The sequence below is a fragment of the Rhizobium sp. USDA 4016 genome, from assembly GCF_056279705.1.
This window is the reverse complement of the sequence record NZ_JBWCCY010000004.1, coordinates 1,215,126-1,233,369: the sequence shown is the minus strand read 5'-3', so window position 1 is coordinate 1,233,369 and position 18,244 is coordinate 1,215,126. Positions and strand designations below refer to the sequence as shown.

The 18,244-nt window shown below is 60.5% G+C and carries 14 protein-coding genes and 1 pseudogene; 10 read left to right on the top strand and 5 right to left on the bottom strand.

Going from position 1 to position 18,244, the window contains the following annotated elements:
- Positions 1-10 precede the first annotated feature (10 nt).
- Both ACZ9DP_RS21215 and ACZ9DP_RS21210 read right to left on the bottom strand, forming a co-directional pair.
- On the bottom strand, positions 11-1,258 hold the full coding sequence (locus ACZ9DP_RS21215) for a TCR/Tet family MFS transporter (RefSeq protein ID WP_476203481.1): 1,248 nt from the start codon (positions 1,256-1,258) through the stop codon (positions 11-13).
- 515 nt (positions 1,259-1,773) lie between these two features.
- Positions 1,774-1,968: pseudogene (locus ACZ9DP_RS21210) on the bottom strand (helix-turn-helix domain-containing protein); the annotation flags it as partial.
- A 115-nt stretch (positions 1,969-2,083) separates the two neighbouring features.
- Here ACZ9DP_RS21210 and ACZ9DP_RS21205 point away from each other — a divergent pair.
- On the top strand, positions 2,084-3,079 hold the full coding sequence (locus tag ACZ9DP_RS21205) for an aldo/keto reductase (protein WP_476203480.1): 996 nt from the start codon (positions 2,084-2,086) through the stop codon (positions 3,077-3,079).
- Positions 3,080-3,159: 80 nt separating this feature from the next.
- Here ACZ9DP_RS21205 and ypfJ read toward each other — a convergent pair whose 3' ends face one another.
- Complete coding sequence (ypfJ, locus tag ACZ9DP_RS21200) at positions 3,160-4,092, bottom strand: KPN_02809 family neutral zinc metallopeptidase (protein WP_074069010.1); 933 nt, start codon at positions 4,090-4,092, stop codon at positions 3,160-3,162.
- Positions 4,093-4,599: 507 nt separating this feature from the next.
- Here ypfJ and ACZ9DP_RS21195 point away from each other — a divergent pair.
- From ACZ9DP_RS21195 to ACZ9DP_RS21175, 5 genes are all read left to right on the top strand, one after another.
- On the top strand, positions 4,600-5,625 hold the full coding sequence (locus tag ACZ9DP_RS21195) for a zinc-dependent alcohol dehydrogenase family protein (protein WP_476203479.1): 1,026 nt from the start codon (positions 4,600-4,602) through the stop codon (positions 5,623-5,625).
- A 172-nt stretch (positions 5,626-5,797) separates the two neighbouring features.
- Positions 5,798-9,283 carry a carbamoyl-phosphate synthase large subunit gene (gene carB, locus ACZ9DP_RS21190; RefSeq protein WP_239598066.1) on the top strand — a complete coding sequence of 1,162 codons (3,486 nt, stop codon included), beginning with the start codon at positions 5,798-5,800 and terminating at the stop codon, positions 9,281-9,283.
- 72 nt (positions 9,284-9,355) lie between these two features.
- A complete protein-coding gene (locus tag ACZ9DP_RS21185; RefSeq protein WP_476203478.1) occupies positions 9,356-10,573 on the top strand; it encodes a T6SS phospholipase effector Tle1-like catalytic domain-containing protein in 1,218 nt (405 codons plus the stop codon).
- Between the two features lie 252 nt (positions 10,574-10,825).
- Positions 10,826-11,302, top strand: a complete 477-nt coding sequence (greA, locus tag ACZ9DP_RS21180) for a transcription elongation factor GreA (RefSeq protein WP_022714254.1) — start codon at positions 10,826-10,828, stop codon at positions 11,300-11,302.
- Positions 11,303-11,341: 39 nt separating this feature from the next.
- Positions 11,342-12,382 (top strand): glycosyltransferase family 4 protein, encoded by a 1,041-nt coding sequence (locus ACZ9DP_RS21175; RefSeq protein ID WP_476205438.1) that lies wholly within the window; start codon positions 11,342-11,344, stop codon positions 12,380-12,382.
- Positions 12,383-12,676: 294 nt separating this feature from the next.
- On the opposite strand, the gene ACZ9DP_RS21170 is transcribed toward ACZ9DP_RS21175, so the two are convergent.
- Positions 12,677-12,835, bottom strand: coding sequence for a hypothetical protein (locus tag ACZ9DP_RS21170; RefSeq protein ID WP_476203477.1), 159 nt, complete (start codon positions 12,833-12,835; stop codon positions 12,677-12,679).
- Between the two features lie 187 nt (positions 12,836-13,022).
- A complete protein-coding gene (locus ACZ9DP_RS21165) occupies positions 13,023-13,493 on the bottom strand; it encodes an Lrp/AsnC family transcriptional regulator (RefSeq protein WP_022714252.1) in 471 nt (156 codons plus the stop codon).
- 783 nt (positions 13,494-14,276) lie between these two features.
- Here ACZ9DP_RS21165 and trxB point away from each other — a divergent pair.
- The 4 genes from trxB (at position 14,277) to ACZ9DP_RS21145 (ending at position 18,240) form a co-directional block, all read left to right on the top strand.
- Complete coding sequence (gene trxB, locus ACZ9DP_RS21160; protein ID WP_476203476.1) at positions 14,277-15,251, top strand: thioredoxin-disulfide reductase; 975 nt, start codon at positions 14,277-14,279, stop codon at positions 15,249-15,251.
- 23 nt (positions 15,252-15,274) lie between these two features.
- Positions 15,275-16,171: a LysR family transcriptional regulator VtlR gene (locus tag ACZ9DP_RS21155; protein ID WP_039845452.1), complete on the top strand. Its 897-nt coding sequence runs from the start codon at positions 15,275-15,277 to the stop codon at positions 16,169-16,171.
- A gap of 545 nt (positions 16,172-16,716) precedes the next feature.
- A complete protein-coding gene (locus ACZ9DP_RS21150) occupies positions 16,717-17,010 on the top strand; it encodes an ArsR/SmtB family transcription factor (protein WP_194727559.1) in 294 nt (97 codons plus the stop codon).
- 105 nt (positions 17,011-17,115) lie between these two features.
- A complete protein-coding gene (locus tag ACZ9DP_RS21145; RefSeq protein ID WP_476203475.1) occupies positions 17,116-18,240 on the top strand; it encodes an alkene reductase in 1,125 nt (374 codons plus the stop codon).
- The last annotated feature ends 4 nt before the right edge of the window (positions 18,241-18,244 follow it).

The following is an 18,244-nucleotide window of genomic DNA, read 5'->3' as shown; positions in this document are numbered from 1 at the left end:
TTCTGATAGCTCATTGCGCCGGCGCCTCCAAGGCTTCCGAAGTTTTCGGTGTCCGGACCTTCGCGAGGAACACCAGGGCCGCCGACAGAATAAAGAAGGCGGCGAGCAGGTAGGGAGCACCGGCAAAGGTCACCGGAGCATCCGGCCCGGTGAAATAGCCGAACATCTGCGTGAAGATCAGCGGGCCGGCGATCGTCGTAATGCTGCTGAGGCTGGTCAGCGCTCCCTGCAATTCGCCCTGCGCGGATGGCGGCACCTTGCCGGCGGCGATGCTGCGAAGCGGCGGATCGGCGACGTTTTCCATCACGGTCAGAATAATGACCGTGTAGACGACCCAGCCCTCCCAGGCGAAAGCATAACCCGTCAGACCGACGGCAGAGAAACAAAGGCCGACGATGGCGGTCTTCCACTCACCGAGCACCGGCACGATCTTTGGCAGCACAAGCCCCATGACGATCGCAGCGCCGATGCCGTAGATGCCGAGCGAAAGGCCGATCTGGCCTTCGCTCCAGCCGTAGCGATAGGTCGAGACGAAGGACCAGACGGACGGATAAACGGCGTGTGCCAGCCAGAAGAGGAACATGACGGCGCCGACCCAACCAATGCCGGGATAATTGCGCATCTGCTTCAACGCGCCCAGCGGATTGGCTCGCTTCCATTCGAAAGTGCGCCGATGCTTGGCGTCCAGCGTTTCCGGCAACAGGAAATAGGCCGCAGCGAAATTGAGGAAGGAAAGCGCCGCTGCGCCGAAGAATGGAACACGCGGGCCGAATTCGCCGAGTAAACCGCCAATGACCGGACCAATGGTGAAGCCGACGCCGAAGGCGATGCCGATCAGGCCGAAATTCTTTGCGCGGTTCCCGTCATTGCTGATGTCGGCGATATAGGCAGAACACGTCGCATAGCTGCCGCCGCTGAAGCCTGCGAGCGCCCGGCCGATAAAAAGCATCCAGAAGCTGGTGGCGACCGCGCAGATCAGATTGTCGATCGCGAAGGTCAACACGGAGAGAAGCAAGATCGGACGGCGGCCGAAACGGTCACTGAGATTGCCAAGCAGCGGCGAGAACAAAAACAGCATGCCGGCGTAGACGACCAGCAGCCAGCCGCCGTCGAGTGCGGCATCGCTAATGGTTCCGCCGGTAAGTTCCTCAAGATAGGCGGGCAGCACCGGCATGATGATCGCAATGCCGATCACGTCCAAAAACAGGATCAGGAAAACGAGGAAGAGGCCGCGGCGAACGAATTTGGGATCAAGCATGGAACATCTCTCAACAGCGGATTGCTTTCTGGAAAGACGATCTCGTCGCCGGGGTCGATACATAGCTCAACGAGAAAAATGAAACAATACGTGAACATTTCAAAGTTTTTGATCAAGCCGCCAGTGAAATTGATCGGCGGGCGGAACAAACGGGGACTCTAAGCGGGCCGCCGCTACTCCTTCACGAAATCGACGAAGGCGCGCAGTGCAGGCGGCATGTGCCTGTGGCTGGCATAATTGAGGACGGTCCGGAGAATTCGGTGACTCACTCCTGAAGGATCGGGCAGATCGGCGCGAGTTCGCCACGTGCAATGGTTGGAGCGAGCCCTTCCTCGAAGGAGCCGATGAGACCGGCGAACGCAGAACCACCTCCATCTCGATGACGTTGGCCACCAGCGGCCCGGACGGCGAGATCAGCAGCGTTTCGCCGTCGCTCTCGAACTCCCAGTCGAGACGTGCGCCGATTTGACCGAGTGCCGAAACAATCGCCAAGCGCCGACACGAGGCGCTCCAGGCCTTTCGCCTGCTTGGGTCGGCGTCATTGCTGCGGGTCGTGGCGGTTGAGGAAACGCACGCCGAGCCGCTGTTCGAGGCTACGGAGAGATGCGCTAAGCGAAGATGGCGACACACCGCGTTTGCGGGCTGCCGTGCGAGTTCCGTTCCCTTGCAATGGCGGCAAAGGCAGCCAGATCACTGAGAGGCAAAGTCATCCATTGTGCGTAGCTCCGTACAGGTTGTTCGATATTATACGGGTTATCGCACAAATTCCGGCCGGGTAAAACACGTCTGAGGATGCCGCTAGGTTATCGAAAAAAGGGAAAAGAGATGCACACCTATCGTTTGGCAAAGACCGGGCCCGAAGTTTCCGCCATCGGCCTCGGTTGCATGGGTATGTCGGGCATGTATGGCCCTTCGGATCGCGAAGAGGGCATCGCCACCATCCATGCTGCGCTGGATGCCGGCGTCAACCTGCTGGATACGGGAGATTTCTACGGCATGGGCCATAACGAGATGCTGATCGGCGAAGCGCTGAAGGGCCGCAAACGCGAGAATGTCGTGATCAGCGTCAAGACCGGAGCGCTTCGCGATCCGCAGGGCACGTGGCTCGGCTACGATTGCCGGCCGGCGGCGCTCAAGAACTTCGTCGCCTACTCGCTGCAGCGTCTCGGTGTCGACTACATCGACATCTACCGCACTGCCCGCCTCGACCCGAACGTGCCGATCGAAGAGACCGTCGGCGCGATCGCCGACATGATCAAGGCCGGTTATGTCCGGCATGTCGGCCTTTCCGAAGTCGGCGCCGACACGATCCGCAGGGCGGCGGCCGTTCATCCGATCGTCGATGTTCAGATCGAATATTCACTGATTTCCCGCGGCATCGAAGATGCAATCCTGCCCACCTGCCGCGAACTCGGCATCTCGATCACCGCTTACGGCGTGCTTTCGCGCGGCTTGATCAGCGGCCACTGGCAGAAGGGCCAGGAATCGGGCAAAGGCGATTTTCGCGGCTACAGCCCCCGTTTCCAGGAAGGTAATGTCGACCAGAACCTGGCGCTCGTCGAAGAACTCCGCAAGATCGCCGAGGCAAAGCGGGTTTCAGTCGCCCAGATCGCAATCGCCTGGGTTGCCGCACAGGGCAAGGACATTATCCCGCTCGTCGGCGCCCGCCGCCGCGACCGGCTGACGGAAGCGCTCGGCTCAAGAGCCGTCGAGCTTTCTGCAGATGATATGGGCACCATCGAACGCGCCGTGCCGAAGGATGCGGCGGCAGGTGCGCGCTACCCGGATGCGCAATTGCAGCATATGGACAGCGAAAAATAGGGCCATAAGCTCCTGCTGGCAGCGCCCTCCCCAGCCCCCTCCCTGTCAAAATGAGGAGAGGGTGAGCAAAAGATGCTCGCTCAAACCGGCCCGGAGAACGTATCGCAGGCGGCGAGCTGGCCGCTGTCGAAGCCTCGCTTGAACCAGCGCATGCGCTGGTCCGACGTGCCGTGATTGAAGCTTTCCGGCACGACATAGCCCTGGCTGCGCTTCTGCAGCGTGTCGTCGCCGATCTGCTGAGCGGCGTTCAACGCCTCTTCAAGGTCTCCGGCATCGAGCATGCCTTTCTGCTCGGTATATTTCCCCCAGATGCCTGCAAAGCAATCGGCCTGCAGCTCGACGCGCACCGACATCTTGTTGGCCTCGGCTTCGCTCATGCGCTGGCGCGCCTCGTTGAACTTCGGCAGGATGCCGAGCAGGTTCTGGACGTGGTGGCCGACTTCATGGGCGACGACGTAGGCTTCGGCGAAGTCGCCGGAGGCGCCAAATTTTCTCTCGAGCTCCTGGAAGAACGCGGTGTCGAGATAGACCTTGTGATCGCCGGGGCAATAGAACGGTCCGCTGGCGGCGGATGCGAAACCGCAGGCCGATCGCGTAGCCTCCGCAAAGAGCACCAGTGTTGGCTCCTCATAATCCCTGCCCTGAGCCTGGAAGATGCCCTGCCAGGTGTCCTCGGTTTCGGCCAGCACGGTACGCATGAATGCGGTCATCTCGTCATCGGCGGGCGTGCTAGTGCCTTCCGATTGGCTCTGCTCGTAGCCGGAGCCGCCCGTCATGCCGCCATCCAACACCTGCATCAGGTCGATGCCCATCGCCTTGAAGATCAGATAGATGACAACGAGGAAGATGATCGTGCCGATCGAAAGCCCGCCGCCCCTGCGTCCCACACCGCCGCCGGTTGGAAAGCTGAAGCCGCCGTTGCGGCCGAACGGATTACGGCCGAACCCGCCACCTGTCGCATCACCGCGGCGATCCTCGACATTGTCCGACTGGCGGCGCCCCTTCCATTCCATCTGAACTCTCCCCTGGCGATGCGCAGGCATGCGCTCTAAGGCAATTATATATCCGGCGAGGGCGTGAAGGCCAGCAGGTTTCAGGCAAAGGGCTTTAGACGCGGACAAAGCGCGAGAATGGCACCGATCGTCGCGTGCACAATGCCGTCCATGGCCGAAGCCGTATCCCTCCCGCTGAAGATCGCCTCGTTCATCCGCACCGGCACAAGAGTGAACAGACCGGTGCAAGATCGCTACGCCGAAGACGTGGCGCCTCGGCCGCGAACTCGTGTTCCTTGCGCTTTACCGATGCGCTGAAGGAGACGGATGCCACGGCCGATGCCCCTGTCGAGCGCTTGAAGCGGGACAACGGAAGCTCCTTATCCTGACGCGCGAGGCCTTCGATATCAGGTCAGCCGTGGCTATGCGGCTGAGGTGCGGCGTCGCTTCGCATGAAGAAAATGCACCAAATGCTTGACGTGACTCCCGCTTTCGCCCTCACTGAAGGAGAGGATGCGGGAGGACATGATGAAAGCTGTACGCCTGGAAGCGACGGGGCGGCTTGCCGTGAGCCGAATGGAAAAGCCGGTGCCAGGCCCTGGCGAAATGCTGGTGAAGGTCGAAGCCTGCGGCATCTGCGGCACTGACCGCCATCTCTTCCTGGGTGAATTTCCGTCGAAGCCACCGGTGATACTCGGGCACGAATTTGTCGGCATCATCGAAGCCGTTGGGCAAGGCGTGACCGCCTTTCGCCCCGGCATGCGGGTGACCGGCGACCCGAACATCGCCTGCGGACGCTGCCCGGAGTGCCAGCACGGACGTGTCAATCTCTGCCGGAACCTGCAGGCGATCGGCATTCATCGGGATGGCGGTTTTGCCGAATATGTCTGCATGCCGGAGCAACAGGCGTTCGAACTGCCTCAGTCGCTGGCGCGGCTGCATGGCGCCTTTTGTGAACCCCTCGCCTGCTGTCTGCACGGCGTCGATCTGGCAAAGATCAGGGCCGGCGCATCCGTGGCCGTGCTCGGCGGTGGCGTGATCGGACTGCTGGTCGTGCAGCTTGCGCGGCTCGCCGGTGCAACCCGCGTCGTGCTGGTGACGCGCAACGCCGATAAACGGCGGCTTGCCGAAGACCTTGGCGCGACGGCAACGGCCGACCCCTCATCAGGCGACGTCGCCGATCTGGTGACGGCTGACCACGGCCTTCTGCCGGGCGGTGCCGATGTGGTGATCGAATGCGCCGGCGTTGCGGAGACCATGGAACAGGCTCCTCTCCTCGCCCGCCGCGGCGGCACCGTCGTGATCCTCGGTGTCATGCCGCAAGGCGCCAGGATTTCCATGCAGCCCTTCGATCTGCTGTTTCGCGAGATCAAGCTGGTGAACTCGTTTCTGAACCCCTTCACCCACGGCCGCGCTGCGGACCTGATCGCCTCGGGCGTCATCAAGGTCGAGCCTCTCATCTCCCGACGGATCGGGCTTGATGACGCGCCGGAAGCGATCGCCAATCCGGCACGCAACGGCGAGATCCGCGTCATTGTGGTACCCGGCCCGTAAACGGCATTTCAGGAGTTTTCGGATTCCTGTCGATTCCGCGATTTATGGGGTTCCGTTTGCAAATACATTTGCCTATAAGCCGCTTCTAGCCTGAAAAGACCCCTCGTGCGCGACCGACCCGGTGCCTCCCACCCTGGCCGGCTTTTTGCGCAGCTAGAAACGGATATCGTCCATGCCGAAGCGCCAAGACATCAAATCGATCCTCATCATCGGCGCGGGACCGATCGTCATTGGCCAGGCTTGCGAATTCGACTATTCCGGCACCCAGGCCTGCAAGGCGCTGAAGGAGGAAGGCTACAGGGTCATCCTTGTCAACTCCAACCCGGCGACAATCATGACCGACCCGGGTCTTGCGGACGCGACCTATGTCGAGCCGATCACCCCGGAAGTCGTCGCCAAGATCATCGCCAAGGAGCGGCCGGATGCGCTGCTGCCGACCATGGGCGGCCAGACGGCGCTGAACACGGCTCTTTCGCTAAAGCGCATGGGTGTGCTCGACCGATACAATGTCGAGATGATCGGCGCCAAGCCGGCGGCGATCGACATGGCGGAAGACCGCGCCCTCTTCCGTGAAGCCATGGCCCGCATCGGGCTGGAAACGCCGCGCTCGATGCTGGCGAACGCCACAGACATCAAGGACGCCGACCGCAAGATGCACGAGGCCGAGCGCACAAAGCTGCGCGAAAGCCTCTCCGGCGCCGCGCTCGACACTGCGCTGGACGATCTGGAAAACCAGTGGAACCTGGGCGAGAGCGACCGCAAGCAGCGCTATTTGAACCACGCAATGGCGATCGCCGCTCAGGCACTCGATGACGTCGGCCTGCCGGCCATCATCCGCCCGTCCTTCACGCTCGGCGGCACCGGCGGCGGCATTGCCTACAACCGTTCGGAATTCTTCGACATCGTCGGCGGCGGCCTCGATGCTTCGCCCACGACCGAAGTGCTGATCGAGGAGTCGGTCCTCGGCTGGAAGGAATATGAAATGGAAGTCGTCCGCGACAAGGCGGACAATTGCATCATCATCTGCTCGATCGAAAACATTGATCCGATGGGCGTCCACACCGGCGACTCGATCACCGTCGCTCCGGCGCTGACGCTGACCGACAAGGAATATCAGATCATGCGCAACGCCTCGATTGCGGTGCTGCGCGAGATCGGCGTCGAGACTGGCGGCTCAAACGTCCAGTTCGCCGTCAATCCGAAGGACGGCCGCCTCGTGGTCATCGAGATGAACCCGCGCGTTTCGCGCTCTTCGGCGCTCGCCTCCAAGGCAACCGGTTTCCCGATCGCCAAGGTCGCGGCGAAACTCGCGATCGGCTACACGCTGGACGAACTGGAAAACGACATCACCGGTGGCGCCACGCCCGCCTCCTTCGAACCGTCGATCGACTATGTCGTCACCAAGATTCCGCGCTTTGCCTTCGAGAAGTTCCCGGGCGCCTCGCCGATCTTGACGACGGCGATGAAGTCCGTCGGCGAAGTCATGGCGATCGGCCGTACCTTCGCCGAATCGCTGCAGAAGGCGCTCCGCGGCCTCGAAACGGGCCTGACTGGCCTTGATGAAATCGAAATTCCAGACGTCGAGGAAGGCGAGTCCAGCCAGAACGCCATCCGTGCCGCGATCGGCACGCCGACGCCCGATCGCCTGCGCATGGTTGCCCAGGCGCTGCGCCAGGGCATGAGCGAGGCCGAGGTTCACGAGGGCTCCAAGATCGACCCGTGGTTCATCGCCCAGTTCAAGGCGATCGTCGACATGGAAGCCCGTATCCGCGAGCATGGCCTACCGAGCGACGCCGTAAACCTGCGCATGCTGAAGGCCATGGGCTTTTCGGACGCGCGCCTCGCGACGCTGACGAACAAGCGTCCGAAAGAAGTGGCGGAACTTCGCAACAGCCTGAATGTCCGCCCGGTTTTCAAGCGCATCGACACCTGCGCGGCCGAATTCGCCTCGCCGACTGCCTATATGTATTCGACTTACGAAACGCCCTTCGTCGGCGCCGCCCGCTCCGAGGCGCAGGTCTCCGACCGCAAGAAGGTCGTCATCCTCGGCGGCGGTCCGAACCGAATCGGCCAGGGTATCGAGTTCGATTACTGTTGCTGCCACGCCGCCTTCGCATTGAAGGATGCCGGCTACGAAGCGATCATGATCAACTGCAACCCGGAAACGGTCTCGACCGACTACGACACCTCCGACCGCCTCTATTTCGAGCCGCTAACGGCCGAAGACGTGATCGAAATCCTGCGCGCCGAGCAGGAAAAGGGTGAGGTCGTCGGCGTCATCGTCCAGTTCGGCGGTCAGACGCCGCTGAAGCTTGCCGAAGCGCTGGAAAAGAACGGCATCCCGATCCTCGGCACCGCGCCGGATGCGATCGACCTTGCCGAAGACCGCGACCGCTTCCAGAAGCTCCTGATGAAGCTCGACCTCAACCAGCCGAACAACGGCATTGCCTATTCCGTCGAGCAGGCCCGCCTCGTCGCCGCCGAAATCGGCTTCCCGCTGGTGGTACGCCCCTCCTACGTTCTCGGCGGCCGCGCCATGCAGATCATCCACTCGGAATCGATGCTGCAGACCTATCTGCTCGACACCGTTCCGGAACTGGTTCCGGAAGACATCAAGCAGCGCTATCCGAACGACAAGACCGGCCAGATCAACACGCTGCTCGGCAAGAACCCGCTGCTTTTCGACAGCTACCTGACGAACGCCATCGAGGTCGACGTCGACTGCCTCTCCGACGGCGATGACGTCTACGTCGCGGGCATCATGGAGCACATCGAAGAGGCCGGCATCCATTCCGGCGACTCGGCCTGCTCGCTGCCGCCGCGCTCGCTGTCGGGGGACTTGCTCGACGAGCTCGAGCGCCAGGCAAAGGCCATGGCCAAGGCGCTAAATGTCGGAGGTCTGATGAACGTGCAGTTCGCTATCAAGGACAGCACCGTCTACGTACTCGAAGTCAACCCGCGCGCCTCGCGCACCGTGCCATTCGTGGCAAAGACCATCGGCGCGCCGATTGCCAAGATCGCCGCCCGCGTCATGGCCGGCGAGAAGCTGGATGCGGCCTTCGCCGCCTACGGCCAAAAGCCCGATCCGCGCGCCCTGAAGCACATCGCCGTCAAGGAGGCCGTCTTCCCCTTCGCGCGCTTCCCGGGCGTCGATACGCTGCTTGGGCCTGAAATGCGCTCGACCGGGGAGGTCATCGGCCTCGACACCGATTTCGCCCTTGCCTTCGCCAAGTCGCAGCTCGGCGCCGGCGTTGAACTGCCGCGTGACGGGACGGTCTTCGTCTCCGTTCGCGACCACGACAAGCCGCGCGTGCTGCCTGCGATCCGTGTTCTTGTAGGCGAAGGTTTCAAGGTACTCGCCACCGGCGGCACGCAACGCTTCTTGGCTGAAAACGGCATCGAAGCGACGAAGATCAACAAGGTGCTCGAAGGCCGTCCGCACATCGAGGATGCGATCCGCAACCGCCAGGTCCAACTTGTCATCAACACGACGGACGGCAACAAGGCGATCTCCGATTCGAAGTCGCTCCGCCGCGCGACACTGATGCAGAAGGTGCCGTATTACACGACCATGGCCGGTGCCGAAGCAGCCGCCCAGGCGATCAAGGCGCTGAAGGCCGGCAACCTCGAGGTTCGCCCGCTGCAGAGCTATTTCTGAGCATTAGACGACCGGAAGTTGCCGTAAAACCTCCCGGATGTTACCGTTGCGGCGGCACATCCGGAGCGGTTGATGGCAAAGAACATCGTCATTCTCTTCGATGGCACATCGAACGAGATTTCGGCCGACCGGACCAATATTGTCAGACTGTTCGGCACCTTGAAACGCTCGGATGAGCAGATCGTCTACTACGATCCAGGCGTCGGCACGTTCGGCGCGGCCAATGCCTGGTCGAGACTGCTTCGCAAATCCTATGAGGTTTTCGGGCTCGCGACGGGCTGGGGCCTCGACCAGAACGTCAAGGAAGCCTACCGCTTCCTGGTCGAAAACTACGATCGCGGCCCGCCCGACGCCGCTCGGCGGCATTCCGACCGCGACCGCATCTACATCTTCGGCTTCAGCCGTGGCGCCTATTCGGCGCGGGTGCTAGCGGGTTTCATCCATGCCTTCGGCCTTACAAGCCGGCATCATCTCAACCTGCTCGATTATGCCTACAGGACCTATAAGGGAATTTCCGCGCACGAAGAGAAAGCCGGCGGCGCTGCAGAGAATGATGGCGAGGATCCGTCCTCTGCTTTCGCCGCCATGCGTCTCTACGAACGCATGCTCAGAAACGACCGCCCGCCGATCAAGCTGCTTGGTCTTTTCGATACGGTGACCTCAGTGATCGAAACGGGGAAATGGTTTCCGCAGTTCAAGACCCATCCTTTCACCCGCAAGAACCCGAGCGTCGAATGGGTACGGCACGCAGTCGCCATAGATGAACGGCGGACCATGTTCCAGCCAGAGCTCTGGGAGCGGGACCAGGAATATTGGGGCCGCCCGTTCCGGCCGAAGGCACCGGTGGCGAAGCAGAATTTCCGGGAAGTATGGTTCACCGGCGTCCACGGCGATATCGGCGGCGGCTATCCGGAAGCGCAAAGCGGGGCAGTCAAGATTCCCCTCGCCTGGATGATCCAGGAAACGCAACCGGCCGGGCTCCTCTACCGCACCCGCATCGTCAACGACATCGTGCTCGGAAAAGGCGGGAAGAAGTATGTGCCGCTGGACGCCACTGCTCCATTCCATGAATCCATGACCGCCGGATGGAAAATCCTCGAATACATTCCGCGGCGCGTGCCGGAAAATTCCTGGCGCAAGCACGGCAACCGCAATGCGATCTATTTCCCGTTGAGCGACCTGCGCTTCATTCGGGACGATGCGCTGATCCATATCTCGGTCAAGGAACGGATGAATGCCAGCCCCTACAATCCGCCGAATCTGCCTGCAGATCCTGACTTCGTTTCTTAACGGCTTGAATCACTCTCTGCGATCAGTTGTCCAAGCGCTTGATCCGACTCACATCTTCACCAACGCGATCGGCGCGCTGCAAGGAGACAGTTAGCCGGGCGCGCCACATTACGAATTTTATGGAAATCGGCGGCAACGATCTGCTATAAGCGGGCGATTAGGATTATTGCACGGTTCCGAAGTCCCCTTCGGGACCTGTTTTCTTTTGTGTCGCTGCCTGACTATAGGACACGAAGATCAAAGGACAGGAAAATGGTTGATAAGGTTCCGATGACACAGGGTGGTTTCGTCAAGCTGCAGGAAGAGCTGCGCTGGCGTCAGCAGGAGGAGCGCCCGCGCATCATCGAAGCGATCGCCGAAGCCCGTGCCCATGGCGATCTTTCCGAAAACGCCGAATATCACGCAGCCAAGGAAGCGCAGAGCCACAACGAGGGCCGCATCAGCGAGCTCGAAGACCTGACGGCGCGCGCCGAAGTGATCGACCTTGCGAAGATGTCCGGCGACAAGATCAAGTTCGGCGCTAAGGTCAAACTCGTCGACGAGGACACCGAGGAAGAAAAGACCTACCAGATCGTCGGCGATCAGGAAGCCGACGTAAAAGCCGGCCGCATTTCCATCTCCTCCCCGATCGCCCGCGCGCTGATCGGCAAGGTAGTCGGCGATTCCATCGAGGTCATCGCACCGGGCGGCTCGAAAGCCTACGAAGTCCTGTCGATCTCCTGGGGTTGATTGCCTGTGGCGGAAACGGTCGAGCCGGCCGCGATCGATATTGCTGACGTCGAAATCATCGCACCGAACTTCAAGCAGCGCCTGTCCGGCGTCACGTCGACGATCGTTCAGCTGATCCCCCTCCAGGTCAGACTCGGCATCAAGATTGCGACGCTCGGCCCCGGCTTACCGAAAGACCTACCGAAGCTGACGTGGAGACAGCTTCTTGGCGCATGGCGTCCGTCAGCCGGACGCCGGCAGCGCGTATGGCATGCACGCCGCAACAACGAGATGGCCGCTGGTATCGTGCTGCGGCACGTGTTGCGCATGCCGCTGAAGCTGCTTTTTACGTCGGCCGCCCAGCGCCGCCATACCGCCTACACGCGCTGGCTTATCCGCCGGATGGACGCGGTCGTCGCGACCAATGCCCGATCCGGTTCTTTCCTCCAGGTGCCGTATATTGTGATCCGCCACGGCGTCGATCTGGAACTTTTCCATCCACCCCAGACCGCCGAGGACACCATAGAGGCCACCGGCCTGCCCGGCAGGTATCTCGTCGGCTGCTTCGGCCGCATCCGGCATCAGAAAGGCACCGACCTTTTCGTTCGGTCGATGATCGATCTGCTGCCGCAACATCCGGATTGGACGGCGGTGATCTCCGGCCGGGTAACGGCAGAGCATGGAGCTTTCGCCGACAAGCTGAAGGCCGATATCGCCGCCGCCGGCCTTGCCGATCGGATCGTCTTTCTGGGCGAAGTGCCAGACATCAAGGTCTGGTATCGCCGCCTGACCCTATATGTTGCCCCTTCCCGAAATGAAGGTTTCGGGCTGACGCCTCTCGAAGCTATGGCCTCGAAGACTGCGGTTGTGACATCGGACGCCGGAGCCTATGCCGAAATGATCGAGGACGGGACGAACGGAAGCGTCGTTCCGGCCGGCGATGGCGAAGCTCTCACGAAGGCAATCGCCCCCTATCTCGCCGATCCACAAAGGACGCTCGCCCGTGGCGAGATTGCGCTCGCGCATGTGCGGGCGAATTTTGCGCTGGAAGGCGAAGCGACGGCGTTGAAGGCCGTCTATGAGGATCTTCTACGGCGGTAGCGGTCAATTCTATCGATTACGGCTTGCGCTTGAAACGTTCGAGATAGGCACTGGCGACCGCATCTTCCGAGAACCGGCTTATCAGCGTCGCGTTGCCGCCCGCCGCCAGCTTGGCGGCGAGGACAGGATCATTGAATCAGCCGCTCGATCGCCTTCGCGAAACCATCGACATCGCCGATTTCGGCAAAGAGACCGTTCGCGCAGCTCGGCCCCTCCGATCGGCTCGAGACCACCGGCTGTGCTGCGCCCAGCTTCGAGGATAGCCTTGCCGAGCAGCTCATGGTTCGACAGGCATCACGAAGATGTCGACGTCGGCCGCGAAAGCCGCGCACCCTTCTGCCAGCCAAGGAAGCGGACACGATCGACAATGCCGAGATCGGCCGCAACCTTCTCGACATTCTTTCGCTCCTCGCCGTCCACGCCCGGCAGCTTGGCAATGGCAGGCGTCAGCAAAGCGAACTCCTTGCGCGGAACAAAGCGACCCATGGACATGACGACAGGTGCATCTTCCGGTGTCTTCAGCGCGGGCCCGATCGACCGGCGCGAGGCGCACCCGTATTCGTGAAATTGGAAGTGACCTCGACGCCGCGCGTCCAGCCCAGTTCCTCTCGACAATCGGAGATACCGCGCGCCAGTATGTCTAAATATCTACCAGAGAGACATCCTTTACCTGTCGGATGGTCAACATCGTCCGCACGGTATCCACATTCTCCGTGGCCGTAAGCTCTTCGATCACGAAATCCTGAAAGCCCGCAAGGTTCTCAGCGACGCACTGCAAGAGAAAATCGGATTCGCCCGACACCATCCAGGCCTCTCGCACGAGCGGCCAATTGGCTGTCTGCTTCGCAAATGCCTTCAGATTGGCATCCGACTGGTGTTTCAGGCCGACCATACAGAAGGCCACCAGATCATAACCGAGCGCCGGCGCATTCAAAAGCGCCCGATAGCCACGGATGAAGCCGGATTCTTCCAGCTTACGCACCCGCCTCAGACACGGCGGCGCCGATATACCGACCCGCTCGGCAAGTTCGACATTCGTCATCCGGCCATCATTCTGGAGCTCGCGCAGAATCTTCATATCTATTGCATCAAGTTCGACGCGCATCACCATGGTAGAGCTTCCTGTTTCTTTTCGATCGGCCGTTTGCAGGCCGCTTCCTATTATTGCCCGCGACAACTTCAAACGCCGCGCTTCGCTGCCAAAGTATATTCAGTTGAGGTTCGAACTTGCCCTTGACGAGGGCATGCACGCCTATAATGAAGCCTTCGATAGGTGCAAACCACACAGTATCTTAGCACCCGCGCCAATCCATACATCGTCCTCGTTAAGCGTCTCCCGAACCGCCTTGCTTTATAATCGTGTTGCTGCCGAGATGCAGTGACCTCGGCAACAGCAAGCCTCTAGCGAGGCAGGAATAGCGCGAAAGCGGCCCTATATGCACCTCGATCCTTAAGGCTTCTTCATCTGATCCGATGCCCAAATCTGGGATGTTGAGCCGCACTCAACTGATTGGCCGGGAGAAGAATAGGTCAGAGATCCATCATAGACAAAATCGATACCGCCTTTCGTCAGACACTGTTTTCAATATCTCTTGGTACTCGCTCGCGGATCCTTCAACGGAAATGGTGATCGGCGCTTGCCCATTGCTGGCTCTCTGTTGTAGCGGTGTCGATGAAATGGTCGATAACAGCATCAGCCAGCGAAAACGAGGGCGTCGGGGTCGAACCAACAAAAACATCTGCGAATAGCCCATGATAATAACGCAAGCACTTGTGCGTATTCCATGCTGTCCCCTTGAAAGGTAGCTTGGTTCATCCCTAGACTATACAAAAGCGTTTATTACGATATCTCGCACGGCTTCGACAGGATGCCTGCCACCAAAGGATCCGGACCATGACTGCCCGACACACTAAAGTTCTCATCATCGGCTCCGGTCCCGCGGGCTATACGGCCGCAGTCTATGCGGCACGCGCAATGCTGAAGCCGGTGCTGATCGCCGGGATGGAGCAAGGCGGGCAGTTGATGATCACGACGGACGTCGAGAACTATCCGGGCTTTGCCGATCCGATCCAGGGCCCGTGGCTGATGGACCAGATGCTGCAGCAGGCCAAGCATGTCGGCGCAGAGATCGTCAGCGACATCGTCACCGAGGTCGAGATGAACCAGCGGCCCTTCGTCGCCCGCACCGACAGCGGCCAGGTCTGGACCGCCGATACACTGATCATCGCGACCGGCGCCAAGGCAAAATGGCTCGGCATCGAAAGCGAACAGCATTTCCAGGGCTTTGGCGTTTCAGCCTGCGCCACCTGCGATGGCTTCTTCTATCGTAACAAGGACGTAATCGTCGTTGGCGGCGGCAACAGCGCCGTCGAGGAAGCCCTTTATCTTTCCAACATCGCGAAGTCGGTGACGGTCGTGCATCGCCGCGATGCGTTCCGCGCCGAAAAGATCCTGCAGGAGCGCCTCTTCTCGAAGGAGAATGTGACGGTTCTCTGGAACACCGAAGTCGCCGAAATCACCGGCACGCCGGCGAAACCGCCGATGCCGCCTTCCGTTACCGGCGCGCGCTTGCGCGATACCCGCACCGGCGCCATCAGCGACGTTTCGGTCGATGGCGTCTTCGTGGCGATCGGCCATGCGCCGGCAACCGAACTTTTCAAGGGCAAGCTCAAGCTCAAGGACAACGGCTATCTCTGGACCGCTCCGGATTCGACTGCAACCAACATAGAGGGTATCTATGCTGCGGGTGACGTGACGGACGATACCTTCCGGCAGGCGGTCACCGCCGCCGGCCTGGGATGCATGGCCGCCCTCGAAGCCGAGCGTTATCTCACGGGCCACATGCCCGTCGCCGTGGCCGCGGAGTAAGATCGGCTATGAGGGGTGGGGGGATGCCATTGGATTGGGACAAGCTGCGTATTTTTCACGCGGCTGCCGAGGCCGGATCGTTCACGCATGCGGCCGACAAGCTGCATCTCTCCCAATCCGCGATCAGCCGCCAGGTGAGCGCGCTGGAGCAGGACGTCGGCACCAAACTCTTCCACCGCCATGCCCGCGGCCTGATTCTGACGGAACAGGGCGAACTGCTCTATCGCACCGCCCATGATGTGCTGCTGAAGCTCGAGACGGTGAAGATGCAGCTCACGGAAACGACGGAAACGCCCAGCGGCAAGCTGCGGGTGACCACCACCGTCGGCCTCGGACAGGGCTGGCTGACGGACAAGATCCAGGAGTTCATGCAGCTCTATCCGGACGTCCAGATCCAGCTCATTCTCGACAACGAGGAACTGGACGTGAACATGCGTCACGCAGATTGCGCCATCCGCCTGCGCCAACCGCAGCAGTCCGATCTCATTCAGCGCAAGCTCTTCACCGTGCATATGCACGTCTATGCCGCCCCCTCCTATATTAACCGCTACGGCGAGCCTCAGTCGGTCGAGGATCTGGACAATCACCGCATCATCACCTTCGGCGAGCCCGCCCCCAGCTATCTGCTGGACGTAAACTGGCTGGAGATTGCCGGCCGCTCTTCGGACAACAAGCGGATTCCGCATCTGCAGATCAACAGCCAGACCTCGATCAAGCGCGCCTGCCTGCTTGGCATCGGCGTCGCCTGCATGCCGGATTACATCGTCGGACGCGATCCGGGCCTCATCCAGCTAGCGATCAACGCCGACGTGCCCTCGTTCGACACCTATTTCTGCTATCCGGACGAAATCAAGAATGCCGCAAAGCTGAAGGCATTCCGCGATTTTATCGTCAGCAAGGCGAGAAACTGGAACTTCTGATTCCCGTTTTTGTTCACTAAAATGCAGACCATGCAACCAACGCATGACTGGCATGCACAAAAGAGGGTTGCCGTTTGCTCAATTAAACACCATATCGCACTCAGCTGATGCACACGGTGGCTTTTCCTCCCAGTTCCACCGCATTAGCTGTTCCCCTCTGGAGGTTTTTGACCTTCACACCTTAAAGGGCCCCGAACTTTCGGCGGCCCTCTTTTTTTGCCCAGAATCGCTGCATCGCAACATAATTTGTGCAGCGCATGGCAGGCATGCATAATAATGCATTGAAAGCCGCCCAAGAAAGCACCATATCGCACATAGCTGATGCACTTCGGTGGCTTCTCTCCCAGTGCCACCGCATTAGCTGTTCCCCTCTGGAGGTTTTTTGACCTTCACACCTTAAGGGCCCCGAGCTTTCGGTGGCCCTTTTTTTTGCTTAAAATTTAGGCGTTCATCAAAACCAAACAGCTCACGTGCTCGTGATTTGCATATCGAAAAACGACGATCCATATATCGAAAGAATTCGATTTATAGTTCGGCACGAGACGATGGATAGAGATGAAGTCCTGAAAGCGCTTTCCCATCCGATGCGGGTGGAAATCCTCAATTGGCTGAAAGATCCGAAGGAGCACTTCTCCTCCCAGGAGCACCCTTTGGAAATGGGTGTCTGTGCCAGCCAGTTCGAGCGCTGCGGCCTTTCGCAATCGACCGTATCCGCTCATCTCGCAACATTGAGCCGCGCCGGCCTCGTCACGACCAGGCGCGTCGGCCAATGGGTTTTCTACAAGCGCAACGAAGAAACGATCGCTGCCTTCCTCAAGCAACTAAGCCAGGATCTGTGACAGCCTGATCGGCCTCGTCGCCACCGCACTTGCCCATCTCTCCGCCGGGTCGAGTTGCCCCGCCATGGCGGAGTGATCCTCCCGCCAGAACAGGAAAGGACTTCCATGAACAAGCTTCTCGAACCCGCGCAGATTGGCGACATTGCCGTCAGGAACCGCATCGTCATGGCACCGCTGACCCGCAACCGCTCGCCCGGCGCGATCCCGAACGATCTGAACGTCGAATATTATCGCCAGCGTGCCACAGCCGGTCTCATCATCACCGAGGCAACGGCCATCACACACCAGGGCCAAGGTTACGCCGACGTTCCCGGCCTCTACAAGAAGGAAGCCCTCGATGGCTGGAAGCGCGTGACGGATGCCGTGCATGCAGGCGGCGGCAAAATCGTCGTGCAGATGTGGCATGTCGGTCGCATATCGCACACCACGCTGCAGCCGAACGGCGGCAAACCTGTCTCCTCAACCAATAAAGTCGCGACGGCGAAGACCTATCTGGTCAACGCCGATGGCACCGGCAGCTTCGCGGAGACCTCCGAGCCGCGTGCGCTCGAGACGTCTGAAATTCCCGGCATCATCGAGGATTATCGCAAGGCAGCGCGCGCTGCGATCGACGCAGGCTTCGACGGCGTCGAAATCCACGGCGCAAACGGCTACCTGCTCGACCAATTCCTGCGCGATGGTATCAACGACCGCACCGACCAGTATGGCGGCTCGATCGAAAACCGCGCTCGCTTCACCTTCGAGGTGGTCGATGCCGTGACCCGGGAGATCGGTGCCGGCCGCACGGCGATCCGTATTTCGCCGGTCACACCCTCGGGCGAAAGCTATGATTCGGATCCGCAGGCGCTTTTCACCTATGTCGTCGAAGGCCTCGCCAGATATGACCTCGCCTATGTCCACGTTATCGAGGGCCAGACGGGCGGCGAGCGCGACTACACGCAGGGGACAAATCCACCCTTCGACTACAAGGATCTGCGCCAGGCTTATGAAAAGGCGGGCGGGCATGCAAACTGGATGGTCAACAACGGCTACGACCGTCGGATGGCAATCGATGCCGTCGAAAGCGGCCGCGCCGACCTGGTCGCCTTCGGCAAGCCCTTCATCGCCAATCCGGATCTGGTCGAACGCCTGCAGAAGAACCTGCCGCTGAACACGCCGGACCAGGCCACCTTCTATGGCGGCGGGGCAAAGGGCTACATCGACTATCCACTGCTCGAAAAGGTCGCCTGACCTT